Annotated in this window: 10 protein-coding genes and 1 pseudogene; 8 read left to right on the top strand and 3 right to left on the bottom strand. The window is 57.6% G+C overall.

Going from position 1 to position 13,366, the window contains the following annotated elements:
* Positions 1–18: 18 nt before the first annotated feature.
* From AC07UK_RS15380 to AC07UK_RS15370, 3 genes are read left to right on the top strand one after another with little or no spacing between them, the layout of a single operon-like run.
* Positions 19–837, top strand: coding sequence for a DODA-type extradiol aromatic ring-opening family dioxygenase (locus tag AC07UK_RS15380; protein ID WP_494687273.1), 819 nt, complete (start codon positions 19–21; stop codon positions 835–837).
* Entirely contained in the window at positions 834–1,502 is a 669-nt protein-coding gene (locus tag AC07UK_RS15375; RefSeq protein WP_494687274.1) for an alpha/beta hydrolase, read from the top strand. The genes AC07UK_RS15380 and AC07UK_RS15375 overlap by 4 nt, the downstream gene beginning before the upstream one ends.
* A 29-nt stretch (positions 1,503–1,531) precedes the next feature.
* Positions 1,532–1,933: a DoxX family protein gene (locus AC07UK_RS15370; protein ID WP_494687275.1), complete on the top strand. Its 402-nt coding sequence runs from the start codon at positions 1,532–1,534 to the stop codon at positions 1,931–1,933.
* A gap of 246 nt (positions 1,934–2,179) precedes the next feature.
* On the opposite strand, the gene AC07UK_RS15365 is transcribed toward AC07UK_RS15370, so the two are convergent.
* Positions 2,180–2,497, bottom strand: a complete 318-nt coding sequence (locus AC07UK_RS15365) for an H-NS histone family protein (protein WP_494687276.1) — start codon at positions 2,495–2,497, stop codon at positions 2,180–2,182.
* A gap of 949 nt (positions 2,498–3,446) precedes the next feature.
* On the opposite strand from AC07UK_RS15365, the gene AC07UK_RS15360 reads away from it, so the two are divergent.
* Positions 3,447–4,610, top strand: coding sequence for an RNA-guided endonuclease InsQ/TnpB family protein (locus AC07UK_RS15360; RefSeq protein ID WP_494687277.1), 1,164 nt, complete (start codon positions 3,447–3,449; stop codon positions 4,608–4,610).
* Positions 4,611–4,749: 139 nt separating this feature from the next.
* Here AC07UK_RS15360 and AC07UK_RS15355 read toward each other — a convergent pair whose 3' ends face one another.
* Together AC07UK_RS15355 and AC07UK_RS15350 are read right to left on the bottom strand one after the other, a co-directional pair.
* A complete protein-coding gene (locus AC07UK_RS15355) occupies positions 4,750–5,253 on the bottom strand; it encodes a helix-turn-helix transcriptional regulator (RefSeq protein ID WP_494687300.1) in 504 nt (167 codons plus the stop codon).
* Positions 5,254–5,352: 99 nt separating this feature from the next.
* Positions 5,353–5,643 (bottom strand): annotated as a pseudogene (locus AC07UK_RS15350) (BrxR family helix-turn-helix transcriptional regulator); the annotation flags it as partial.
* 63 nt (positions 5,644–5,706) lie between these two features.
* On the opposite strand from AC07UK_RS15350, the gene AC07UK_RS15345 reads away from it, so the two are divergent.
* Genes AC07UK_RS15345 through AC07UK_RS15330 form a run of 4 tightly spaced genes read left to right on the top strand, consistent with a single transcriptional unit; the run spans position 5,707 to position 13,331 of the window.
* Positions 5,707–7,272, top strand: coding sequence for a hypothetical protein (locus AC07UK_RS15345; RefSeq protein ID WP_494687278.1), 1,566 nt, complete (start codon positions 5,707–5,709; stop codon positions 7,270–7,272).
* On the top strand, positions 7,269–7,997 hold the full coding sequence (locus AC07UK_RS15340; RefSeq protein WP_494687279.1) for a hypothetical protein: 729 nt from the start codon (positions 7,269–7,271) through the stop codon (positions 7,995–7,997). Before AC07UK_RS15345 ends, AC07UK_RS15340 begins: the two co-directional genes overlap by 4 nt.
* A 1-nt stretch (position 7,998) precedes the next feature.
* Positions 7,999–12,315 (top strand): coiled-coil domain-containing protein, encoded by a 4,317-nt coding sequence (locus tag AC07UK_RS15335; RefSeq protein ID WP_494687280.1) that lies wholly within the window; start codon positions 7,999–8,001, stop codon positions 12,313–12,315.
* Positions 12,312–13,331 carry a Wadjet anti-phage system protein JetD domain-containing protein gene (locus AC07UK_RS15330; protein ID WP_494687281.1) on the top strand — a complete coding sequence of 340 codons (1,020 nt, stop codon included), beginning with the start codon at positions 12,312–12,314 and terminating at the stop codon, positions 13,329–13,331. The genes AC07UK_RS15335 and AC07UK_RS15330 overlap by 4 nt, the downstream gene beginning before the upstream one ends.
* The last annotated feature ends 35 nt before the right edge of the window (positions 13,332–13,366 follow it).

Below are 13,366 nucleotides of genomic sequence, written 5' to 3'. Positions count from 1 at the left end.
CCGTTGATTCGAGACCAGATGAACCATCCGTATCCGGTGCTTTTTGTTTCCCACGGTGCACCAACGTTCGCCATGGACCCCGGGCCAGCAGGCGCAGAGTTGGCTGCCCTGGGGCGAGAACTTCCGTCGCCTCGCGCGATTGTCATCGTCTCACCTCACTGGATGACGCGTGATGGCCTGCGAATCACAGGTAGCAAGTCGCCTGAAACCATCCATGACTTTGGCGGGTTCCCGGCGGCACTTTATCGCCTCCGTTATCCAGCCCCGGGAGACCCCCAACTTGCTCAACATATTCAGGAGATGTTAAGCGCCGACGGTTGGTCTGCCGCAGTGGATGATCATCGCGGGCTTGACCACGGGGCATGGGTTCCGCTGCTTCATCTGCTGCCCGATGCCAACGTACCAGTAGTACAGGTCTCCATGCCAATGCCGCTCGATCCGGTGGGTGCCTTGCGACTTGGGATCGCGCTGCGTCCATTGCGCGACGAGGGCGTGATGATCGTAGCTTCTGGCAGTCTGACCCACAACCTTTACGAGTTCCGCGGCTCGAATGGCAGCGCAGCACCATATGTGGAAGCGTTTGCAGATTGGACCGCGAACGCTTTAGCCCGCGCAGATCTGGCGGCGCTGATCGACTACCGCATGCAAGCGCCTGAGGCTGCGCGTGCCCATCCTACCGACGAGCATTTCCTTCCGCTGTTCATCGCGCTGGGGGCCGCTGGGAGCAAGTATGCGCTGCGCAAACTGCGGGGCGGCGTTGCTTACGGTGTCCTTGCCATGGACAGCTATGTCTTCAGCCCTTCAGATATCGACAACGCAAAGCAGGCTCTATCGTGACACATCGAAAATTCTCCAGCCTTCAGGTCGAGCCCCATTCCGGGCTGCTCTTCCGGAAAAGCAGCGAATCCGACGAACCTCGTGCACGTCTTCTGCTGCTCCATGGCGTGGGCGGCAACGAATCCAACCTCGCATCCTTTGCATCCTATCTGCCGTCGAATCTGGAGGTGCTGCTATTGCAAGCGCCACTGCAAATCGCGCCACAGGGCTTCGCATGGTTTCAGGTCAGTTTCACGAGCGAAGGCCCACGGATTGACCCGGCGCAAGCCGATGCAAGCCGTCGCCGCTTGCTGACGTTCCTCGATGCTCTGCCGCCACTGCCCACCATCATTGCTGGCTTCAGCCAAGGTGGCATCCTCAGCGCCAGTGTGGGATTGAGTGCCCCACAAAAGGTAAAGGGATTCGGACTTCTCAGCGGCCGGATACTGCCAGAACTGGAGAGCGATATTGCGCCGGCAAACGCGTTGGCTACGCTGTCCGCCTTTGTTGCTCATGGGCGGCATGACACCAAGTTGCCGCAGTACTGGGCTGACCGGGCCGATGCGTTACTGACCCGACTAGGCGTTTCGCATGAAACGCGACTCTACGACATGGACCACGAAATCGTCGCTGAAGAAATCACTGACTTCGCCCACTGGCTGAGCAAAACGCTGGACCTTCACTAAGCCCCTTCCCTCATCCAACTTACTCCATCATGATCGACAACCGCACCACACCTTTTGCAGCCTTCATTCTCCGCATCGCGCTGGGGACTATGTTCCTCGCGCATGGCCTGACGAAATTGCTGGTCTTCACGCCGGCTGGCACGGCGGGCTTCTTCCAGTCTGTCGGGTTCCCCGGATTCCTGGCCTACCCCATCATTGCCTTCGAGATCCTTGGTGGCATCATGCTCCTTCTCGGCGTGTACGCTCGATGGGTCGCCGCCGTTGCCGCTATCCAACTATTCTTCGCATCCACCGTACATTTCGGTAATGGCTGGAGTTTCACCAATCCCAATGGTGGATGGGAATATCCGGTTTTCCTGTCGGTCTCAGCGCTCGCCATAGCATTGCTGGGTGACGGCGCCTATGCGCTAAAGCGTTCCCAAAAGGACTGACTCCTGGTAGCCAAGAGGTTGGACTCAAGAGCCGAAAAAACTTGAGCAGGCAGCGCCGAATTATCAATGGCCAAGGAAGCGCTGCCCAAGTACTAGACCGAGACCTGCGCATGGGGCTATCCGAGAATGGAAGAAGCCTTGCCACAGCGGCCGGTCAAGCCGCTGTGAACAAGGCCTCGTTAGAGGCTGGGGGCGGACGTGCCTCTATTGCAGAAGGAATCTCCGTCCTTTAGAGCAGAGAGGACGTCAAGCTTCCGCAATCAAGAATCGATCGCGATTTTTGCCAAGCCAGGCCGGTGCGCGGCCGCGACCCGACCAAGTTTCGCCGGTCTTCGGGTTCTGGTATTTCGGCGGCAAGGGTTCACGCTTCGCGCCAGCGCCAGCACCAGAGCCGGCAGGACGACCGCGACGGCGCTTCGCAGCGATATCGTCAACACTGAGGCCATACTGGGCCATCAGCGTCTGAATCTGCTCAATGACTCCTGCAACTTCGGTAGCTCGCACTTCCGCCAATTGAGCTTCGAGTCTTTCCTTTTCTGCCAACAATTGCTTGTATGTAGCCATTGTTTTCTCCATTTCTGTTGTAATTGCAGCATGGTACATTATTGCGGGGAATGCAACACATGATTCCCCCTATTCCACCGCCTCACTTTGCCGCCAAGAGGCCACTACTGCGAGCAACATTCGAGCTTGCGAAAAGGCTGATGCGTCACCAAGACTCGGAAGCGAGAATGTGCGTACCAGTTTCTGCGTTTCAAATTGCCGAAATCACAGCAAGCTTCAGACCTTGAACACGTGATGTGAGAGGGGAACGCCGATACCAACAATCGACTCGACCTGAAGCCAATTCTCATGCCCCCCATCCCAAGCGGGAGAAGATAGAACTGTTCAAGTCTTGGCCACTATCGCGGCCTGCCAGAATCTGAATACCGAGATCGGCCCCATGGGTGTTTCGCCGCTCTGAAGCCCAGCATTAAGAACTATCTTGGCGAGGCTAAACTCGATAGCTACGTTAACCAAAAACTTCTTCGTTGGTAGAGTCCCGTAGAAACCAAGATTTCCAGTTGATCAGGTCGGCTAACGCCTTGCGGCAGTGTGTCGTTCGTGCAAAGTCCTGGCAAGAACCGTCCTTTGGGACAACTGCAGCGCCCTGGCGAACTACGCAGCCACGGCGCCATTTTGGTGGCGCCGTAGCGTTGGCGAGGGCGTGAAGAGGCAAAGCTTTATGGCAATGCCAAGGTGGGCAATATAGCAGCCAAGATGAGTGCTTTCCGCGCCCACCGAGGTGACCTACGAAGACTCAGCTACAGCCAAAGAGTAGATTGCGGTGCCAGGGCTGGAGATTCCTTCATGCGTCTAGTCCTGAACGGCTAAGCGCTACAAATGCTGAAAATTTATGCCTCTGCCAAGTGTGCTGACCCGGTAGAACCGCCGCTTACCCCGTCTCTTCAGGGCGGGGTAAGCGGCTTAGGGCCTATGATTGGGAAGGCTAAAACCGAGTCTTAGACTCGGTATGTTAGCCACCTCTCATACTTCGACCGTCACTCGCGTCCTGCGCTTGCGCATCAAGGACAAACATGCTGCCTGGCTTCGCGCCCAAGCGCGGGAGGTGAATTTCGTGTGGAATTTTATCAATGAGCTATCGGGACGCGTGCTCGAGCGCGAGCGGCGGTTTATCGGGGCCTACGAGTTGCAGAAGTACACCGACGGAGCGACCAAGGCGGGTCTGGCCTTGCATAGTCACACAGTTCAGGAGGTTGGGCAGGAGTACTGTCGTCGCCGAAAGCAATTCAAGAAGGTCAAGCTGCGTTGGCGCGCCAGCGGCGGCGCTCGCCGCAGCCTGGGCTGGGTTCCGATCAAGACGGGGGCGCTGAAGTACGGGCACGGCCAAGTGCGCTTCAACGGCCGCTGGTTGTCGCTGTGGGATAGCTACGGTTTGTCGGGATACGACCTACGGGCAGGCAACTTCAGTGAAGACGCGCGCGGGCGCTGGTATCTGAATGTGACCGTCAAGGTCGAGAAGGCGCCTCGGTCAGAAGGGCGGGCGTCGGTCGGCATCGACCTCGGGCTGAAGGACTTTGCCGCGACTAGCGACGGACAGGTGCTCGAGGCCCAGCGATTCTACCGACGACATGAAGCGGCGATCGGCAAGGCCCAGCGGGCGCGCAAGAACAAGCGCGTCGCGGCCCTTCACGCCAAAGTCAGGAATTGCAGAAATGACCTTCTGCACAAGCAGTCCACGGCGCTCGTACGGAAGTACGGTGCTATCTTCATCGGCAACGTGAACGCCTCCGCGCTCGCCCAGACCAACATGGCCAAGTCCGTGTTGGATGCGGGCTGGAGCGCGTTCCGCACCATGCTCCAGTACAAATGCGATAGCGCGGGCGTGTGGTTCGAGGAGGTCGATGAACGCTATTCCACGCAAACCTGTTCGTGCTGCGAATCACGCACAGGTCCCACCGGGCAGACGGCACTCGGTGTTCGAGAGTGGACCTGTCCGGCGAGTCAAACCTCACATGAGCGCGATGTCAACGCAGCGAAGAACATTCTGCGTATGGGACTCCTTAGCGTGGAACAGGCATTTGCCACAGCGGCCGGTAAAGCCACTGTGAATGAGGCTTCTTCAGAAGCCGGGGGCGGACGTGCCCCTCTTGAAGAAGGAATCTCCGTCCTTTAGGGCGGAGAGGACGTCAAACCTCGCCACGGCATTGCCCGACGGGCGAGAGCCATTGCGCCTGCACCCAACTCCTGAACGCTACGCAAACGTCGCGCCGGGCAGGCGATCCGCGGTCTTTTCGCTTGCAGGTACTACCAGCTCAGTTGATTGTCGAAAGATAATGAGCAACCTCTTCCGCGTTCTTCAGCACAATCTGTTGCGCTTCCGGCCTCTTCCCTGTCTTGCCATCGAGTCCTAGGTTCCGCAGTAGGTAGAACAGCAAAGCCTGTCGACACTCGAGTTCTGCCTCACCGTTCTCCATCCCATAGTCGAGTTCGATGACCCGTTGGTGTGCCTCGGATAAGGCCGGATGCGGGGCCAGGACGAGCTTTACTATGGTTTGCCACTCTTTGTCATCGGACTGCAACGCCACAGCCTGCACAATTTCCGCAATGCTCAAAATTCGAGCGATGACAAAGTCGCGGAACTGGTTACGCGAATGGCAAAACGCCCTGACATGCCAGCGAAAACCATCATGAGCAAGCGCATGCGGAGATAGCACTCGCTCGGTGGGCTCTGGACGCGTCATTGACTGGTAAGTAACGCGCAGGGCACCCCCCTCCCGTATCGCCCTCAATAGGGCTGCCAACGTGATAGCGGACATCGTTCGCCCCGGGATGGGAGTAGTCGCAACAGGAGGACACCAACCCATGAAACTGGGCTCATTCTCCAGGCCCGCGGCCGCAGCCAGCAAGTCATTTAGGTAGTGAGCCGGTTGGTTCGTTGGGAAAACTGGCTTGAAAGCTGCCCCGGCGAGGTAGATCCGGCCACTGCGGTCGTAGACAAGATTCGACGGGGCCAGCTCGGCGTACCGGGCGATATCCAGGGACGCCTGAGGTGTGGAGATTCCAAAGAAATCGACAAGGTCGCCGCGATTCAGTTTGCCCTCCCAGCGCAGGCGAAAGTCGATGAACTCTAGTCGACGCTCCTGGCTCCACTTAGGGGCCCCTCGAGCCGACTTCGCAGGCAGGACATGAGAACTTGAAGGGGGCATAGGTAATCATCATAGCACATCTAATTTCTTTACCGGTATAGTTTTTATGCGTATACTAATTATATGCGTATCGACGAACCCTACCTGCCTGGTGCAGCCCTTGTCCTTTCCGACGACAGTCCCGGCGAGAGGCGAGCTGATGTGCCGCATATACCGATCGAGAATGAGTTGGATGGGCTGGCCATTGAAGTAGGTCGTGAGGGGCTGGGCCAAAGCCTCCTCGACCTTTCAAGGCAACAGCGCAATCTCCTCCTCCTGCGCCCCCTATTTCAGCTGGAGCTGAACAAGTTCCGAATTGGCGCCGAATCCAATGGCGACCAAGCGCTGTTTGCGGGCATCGATACCCATTACCTGACGCTCTCCGCCTTGGATTTCATGATGGAGGGGACGACCATGAATATGGGCGCCACTCATGATGAGGTACTACGCCACCTCTCCCATGTTGCGCAGGAGATGAAGCCGGGATTCACACCGGTGCAATGTGGCCGCGTGGCCGAGGTGATACTGGACACCCTGGACAACAAGGTCAACGCATACCGGGAATTCAGCTTTGATTTCTTTGATGCTGCTCAGAAAGCAGCCAAGTCGGTTCGTTTTCGTCTGGTGACATACGAACCGGACCTGGAAGACGTTTATCGCTATCGACCTACGGCGGAAGGGTATCTCGTCTATCTGGGCATGCTGGACCTGTCTCCCGAGGACTCGCAGGAACTCATGGAGAAGATACTTGACCTGCTGGTCCAGCGCGGACGGTTTGAGGCCGCACTGGAAATAGCAAAGAGGGCGCGTAAGCTATCTATCGAGCATCGGCAGCTCATTCGAGATCGACTGTTGCAAGCGTACCGCGCACCCGGTTCGGTTAACTGGAGCAGGGAAATGGCCGGAAAGCTGGCTGAGGCGCGCACCCATGTCCGTGGTCGGCAAAGTGAGGACCAGCGTATGGAGGATGCGGTCCGGGAAGCGCTTCTCACCGCCGACGAACCCAAGACGAGACAAGACCTGGCGCAACTGCTGAAAACGCTCCAAAGCGCGGGGGTTATCCGCTCCAAACTGGTAAACGACATCACAGTCGCACCTGAGGAATTCCTCGAATCGCAGCGCGCAGTCTTCCGCGCTCGCCGCCCTTCCGGCCTTCCAGACCTTGAAACGACACTGTTTCCGCAAATACTGGCCCTTTCGGCCGGCGCACTGACAGAGAACGCTGACCAGTGCATCAGTAGCTTTTATCCTCCAGCCTGGCCGAAGGTCTACGACTTGAACACCGCATTTGGGCTGCTACTCGAGCGCCGCGCAGAAGATATAGAGCCGGACACCGACGATGGCGAAATTGCCCCGTTTGTGCCGCCGCCAGACCAGTTTTCCAAAGAACTCATTGCATCCGTAGAGGCTTGGCTGAGAAAGCACTTCAGCACCGGCCGCAGCTTTCGCGTTGACGAACTGCTGGTCATGGCAGAAGAGGAAGGCTTGGACGAGCCCATGCGTAGATGCATGGTCTTGACGCTATTCCGCTCATTTGCTCTGTCGGAGACCCTCTTCCCCGACATGCGTTCGGATGCGGCCGGCCGCTTCAGCCTGAATATCGCCGAGGGAACAAACCTCATGTTCTCGCCCAACGGAGAAGAACAATGACAAGCACGGCACAACCCACGGTACGGAATGCTGCACGACTGGTCTACAAGGCCCTACATACCAATCTCTCACCGGCGAATGACACACTGTACCGGGAGCTACTGGACTTGTATCGCGCTGACACCAAATTCGCCACCGATGTTCGGGAGATCGCCGACGGCATGGAACTATCCGTCCTCGATTTCAGCGAGCGCGGACTCATCGTTGTTCCAACCTCCCGCGAGAGCCGGTTTGCCGTGCGGATTGCCGATATCCGGACAAACCTAAAGCCTGACCAAAAGGCAGGTCTGGTTCTCGCGCACATCGCGATTGCATCGGTCTTCTTCCCGACCACGGATGGACTGGAAGACGACAACTACATCCCACCTCCCGCGAGCGTCGCGCAATTCCGTGACGCGCTGCACGCACTATCGCGTCGGCTTAAGGATGCCGGCGAGGGCCTGAAGGACGTGCCGCTGGAACTTTCCCCTGGATGGGAACTTGTCTGCTCCATGCCAATCACGGTGCCGGCGAGTCAGCGTGCGACTCCAACCTCTATCACTGGCTTGATTGGCATGGCGCTGACGAACATGGTATCCGGCGGGCTGGCGCGCCTGGATAGGGATTCCACCGACGAATCGCTCGCAACGTACACGGCGACACATCGTCTACGCGTCCAACTTAGGGAACTGACGCTGCGCCGTCTGTTTGAGTTGGCACAAACGGGAAATCAAGAAGGGGTCTGAGATGCAGAAAATTTCGAGAATTTATGTCGGAAACTATGGCATTGACATGGCCTGGTATGACGGCATCCTCTTTGACCTGACGGCACCGGAGACCGGCGAGCCCACCGATACCATCATCAATCTCGAGAATGGCGGTGGCAAGACGACGCTGTTGAGCTTTTTCTTCTCGTGCTTCGAGACTTCACAGGACCGCTTTCTCAAGCATATCCAGAACAAAAACCACCGGTTTCATCAATACTTTGCCCGAGATGGCCTGCCAGGTATCGTCCTGATGGAGTGGGAAATGCCTTCTCGTGTAGACGGAGGAGCCCCATATCGCATGGTTATGGGTCAGGTCGTTGCCATGAAGTCAAACGCGGACGTTAGTGAAGTCGACCGCGTCTTCTTTAGCTTTGAAGCCAATGCGGGACTGCGTTTGGAGTCTGTTCCGGCCCCGAAGCTCACCATGGCTCCTGCGAACACCATGGCGGAATTCTCGCGCTGGATGCATGAAGCCCAGAAGCTGGCTCCTGACTTTTTCCAAACCCGTACGCAGCAAGACTGGCAAAGACACCTGCGTGATGAGCGCCAAGTTGATGTCGAAATGCTCCAGCTCCAGGTCAACTTTTCCGCGCAAGAGGGTGGTATTGACACCGGATTCCTCACGTTTGAGTCGGAACCTGAGTTTATTCGCAAGTTCTTTGACCTGACACTTGATCCAGAGCGGTCCGCGTCTGTTCGACTTGCTGTCGTCAATACGTGCGACAAGCTACGACGCAAACCTTTCTTCCAGCGAAGACTGGCGGAGCTCGAAACACTCCAAGGGAGCCTGACCCATTTCGATACTGTGGCAAAAGGCTATAAGCATGAGCAGGATTCACAGCTCGAAACCTTACAGAGAGGCGGAGGACTGATTCTAGCTCTGGAAGCGCGCACTCGAGATCGGACCGCGACGGCAGAGGCACAACAGAAAATCGCAATCGCCCAAGAACAGTCGGCGACCGAAAGCCAGCAGTCTGAAAAGGCGTACGCCGCCGAGGAGGTTGTGCTGACGTCCCTTAGGCATCGTCGCAACGTCCAGTCTGCAGATGACAGCTTGAGGGATGCCAACACGCACCACCGCACCGCGAAGCAGACTCTCCATCACCTCTTGGCTGCGAAAGCTCGTGGAGAGATTCTAGCAGTCGAGTCCCACCTGGCAGCTCTTGAAACGCAAGCGGCAGTTGCCGCGGAAGAGCTGGAGCCTTGGCGAGAAACCGTCTACCGGCATGGTGCAATCCTTCGACGCGCGATAAATAATGAGGAAAACCGCCTGCGGAATGACGCGAGCGCAGCTGAAAGCACCGAGGTAGCGGCCGTCGCGAATCGAAAGACTCTTGCGGAGGAACTCTGCACGCTGAGCATCAAGGAGACGCGCCTTCTCGGCGAGCGTGCCAGCCTTTCTGCAGCGGAAGACGCATTCGCTACGACCAAGCTTCAACTGGTGAAGGACGACCTCCTGGGTTCAAATGAGGAAACTTCTGATGCCATCATGCGATGGCAAGCGGAAGTGATCAAAAGCCAGACGGAAGAGAAACAGTGTCTTGCCGCCGTTGAGTCGCTCCGGGCACAAGAGCTAGATTGGCGCAGAAAATCCAAGGTGGACGGTGAAGAGTCCGCGCGACTGTCTGCGCTCGTCGAGCAGCGACAACAGTTCATCGATGCTGGCCTTAGTGAGCGTGAAGCGCTCTCCCAGTTGTCGGTGATGCGGCAGGCCGTTGATGCGGAGGTGGCTGATCCGGACTCGCCGGCATTGACGGCGGCGCTTGAGCGCCTGGTTCAAAGTTGCGATCGCGAACTGTCCCTCCTGGATGTTCACATCGCTGAACTTCGTGCCAGCAAGACCGCTATTGAAGAAACAGGTGTTGCTGGCAACTCACGTGACATCAATTCCGTGGTGACATGGTTGCGACAGCATGGAGTGCAGTCTGCCAAGCCCTACAACGCCTATATTTCGCAAACAATTCCTGACGCTGACCGGGCCCGGACATTAGTTGCCGGCAATCCAGCTCGGTTTCTGGGTGTCTGCGTAGCTTCGTCGGACTTCCCCATAGCGCAAGGCCTGACTGTTCCGCGCCCGCAGCTCAGCTCACCGGTGACCATTTCCGTCACGACACTGGACCCCGAGGTTCTGCTTTTTGACCAGATTGTCATCAACGCTGCAGACGACGCAGCGTTCAATATCGAGGCGGCCGCAGCACTGCTTACTACGCTGGAAGTTCGGCTGGCCGCCGAGAGTTCTCAACGAGAAAAGCTTGCGAATCGACAGCACGACGCATTGGCCGGCAAGCAACGCCTTGCTTCGTATGTCGAACGGTTCGGTAATGGAGCCCTCCATACGGCTGGGGCAGACGTAGCACGGTTCACTGCGGAAAGCGCTGCTGCTCAGGAACGAGCTGCAGCAGCCGAACTGAGAGCGGTTGAATGCCAAGAGGCGGCAACCGGTCAGCAACGCGCGGCTGCACAGTTTGCTCAGGCAGCTAAGGATGCCGAACGGCACGTGCGCGAGATCCAACGCTTTGTCGAAACCCATGAGAGCGGACATGCGTCTCGACTCGAGCGTCTCGAGGAGACTCGCCTCGAACTGGCGACCATTGTGGAGCGCCGGGCGGAAATTGAGGTTGAGCAAGAGCGCCTGAACGACGCGGCAAAGACGGCCTATAAGAACAAGGTAGAACTGGAAGCGCTGGCGAAGTCCCTCGAAGAAGAACGAGGCCGTCTAAAGTATTATGACAAGGCGTTTCCGGCCGCCGAACATCTTGCCGAGAATCCGCAAACCCTAGCCCTCCTGAGGCAGCTTTATACGGACGCGGTAAGGACGTTTGAGTCTGAAGAGAAAGACAGGCTGGGTCTTCTTCACCTGCAGCTTGAAACGGCCCGCGGCCAAGTTACTGACAAGAAGCAGGCTTTTACGAGAGACTTCCCTGGCGTCAAGATGGCGGAGATCGCACCGTACCACAACGCCAACTTTGACGCCCTCATTCCAGATGCCAAGGCGGAAATAGACAGGACCCAAGCTGTCGCGGTCGACGCAGAAAAGGCGTATGCCGTTGCTCAGAACCAGTTGAAGGAATTTCAGAAGGCCAACAAACCTGGCTACGCTCCAACTGCTGAAATGGAAGCTTTTAGCGATGTCGAGCTTGCTGGTCGCATCGACAGGGTGATGGACCTCAAGTCGGCAGCAGAGAATGCCGCTCAGACAGCCAGAAGAGCCTCCGCGCATGCCAAGGAACTCACCAAGGAGGCAGAATCCGATGCCAAGGCTGCCCATGGTCTGTCGACAATGCTACGCTCCATGCTCACTTTGCCAGAGCTGATTGTGGCGGAACCCGTAGTGCTGGATACTGATATCAGTCGCCAAGCAAACACACTCGTGGCGGAGCACAAGACCATGGCGTCCGCTGTTACCAAGGCACGTAACACAGCTTATAAGGCGTTTGAAGACCTCCGTGCTGCTGCGACAAGTGATTCTCTGAAGGAGGTTGAACCCGAAATTGCTACCCAGCTGCAGCGCAACGACTTCGAAGCGGCCTGCGCTGACAGCCAGCGCCTGCTGGAAGGAATCGTCGACCGGATTGGCACCACACAAGCTAGCCTCGACGGAATGCAGGCTGACTTTGACGCCGGTGTTGGCGAACTACTGAACCTGACGAACAGCGCCATCACACTACTCAACTCGGCGGCGAACAACAAGAAGGTACCCATTGGGGCCCCTTATGTCGGCGGCAAGTCGATGATTAAGATGCGCGCCCGCTTCCAGGACATCTCGTTAGATGTCCGCCGCCAGGCTCTGCAGCACTACCTGGACCACCTTATCGACACGAGCATCGTGCCGACAAAGGGCCCGGAACTTGTCGCAGAAGCATTGCTACGCATGCATGGGAAGCCACTGGGCCTCCAAATGCTGAAAATGGTGCCGGATGAAGCATTGCAGTATGTCCCTGTCGACAAGATCCAGAACTCGGGAGGGGAAGGTGTCGTGATGGCGATGTTCCTGTACCTCCTCATCAACCAGCTTCGTTCTGAGACGCAAGCCAAGCTGAAGAAATTGGGCGGCGGACCGCTCATCCTGGACAACCCATTCGCAAAGGCCACTACCCCCACTTTGTGGAAAGCTCAGCGCTTGCTGGCGCGGTCTATGGATGTGCAGCTCATTTTTGCGACAGCCCTCCCCGACTACAACACCGTAGGCGAGTTCAGCCGGTTCATTCGCCTGCGCAAGGCTGGGAAGAACACCAAGACAGGGCGTTGGCACCTTGAAGCCGCCGATTTCAAGCTTCGAGAGCAGGACGCGGCATGACAGAAGATTTTTTGGCCAAGCTTACGCAAGGTACTCGCAAGCGGGTTCAGCTTGAGGATGTGCGCCGCATATTCTTTGATGTTCGGCCTGAGCTTTCCACCAGCCCGTCGCGAAACGCCCACCTACTGGAGACCTTGCGAGCGCTCGAGACCGCTGGCCGAATTCAATTGCCGGCTGCCGGCAGTTGGGAGAAGTTTGGTAATCCGCCACTGCCCAACTGGATTCAATTGGCCAGGGAACGATCAGCCGTTGAGCGAGAAGACTATTCCGCTGTTCCTTGGGTCCCCGAGCTGGGCTTCTGGCCGGAACTGAAGCCTTCGGCCCTACCTGCAGCCAAGAGCATCAACACGTTTTTGCTGTGCCGGCGCGGTACGCTGCGGCTGGTGCCTATCAAGGAGCGCTCGTTGGAGATTTTCGGTGATGAGAAGCGGCTTGACGGCCTCTGCACCGGAGGCGCGTTGTTCGGGGGTCGATTGCCGCTGTCGGCCATCGGCGCCTTTCAGGTGCCCTTACCCCTGCCCTATCGCCAGGCGGATGCACCGGGACGACCGGCGCTCGTTCTGGAAAACCACAACAGCTTCTGGAGCTTTGGCGAATGGAACGAGCAAGCCAAGCGCTATTCCGCTGTAGTCTTCGGCTCGGGAAAGGCATTCCTCAGCAGTGGAGCAGCCCTCAAACAGGTTCTGCGCGAGGTGGACGGCGTCGGCGTTGAGTATCTCGGAGACTTGGACCCCACGGGTGTCCGGATTCCGCTCGACTTCAATAGGGCGGCATTGCCCGGCAGTATCCGCATTGAGCCCGCGCTGGACCTCTACAGATGGTTACTCGAGAACGGCATCCGACGGCCACGCGACGAGAGCCAAGACCTTCCGGGAACGCTGGGGCAGGAATGGCTTGGCACCGAGCTTGGCGAAACATTGACGCAGCTTTGGGCGGAGGGGCATTGGATTCCGCAGGAAGCGCTTGGATTCGAAGCTCTTTTTGAAGACAGCTTTTTGTATCGCCCACATGGCTGACTGCCACCGGCCTCCCCGCTGCGCAGCAAGGGGAG

It is taken from the genome of Cupriavidus sp. GW821-FHT07C08, assembly GCF_059419025.1.
Note: the sequence above shows the minus strand (reverse complement) of the source record. Positions and strands in the feature narration are given on the sequence as shown.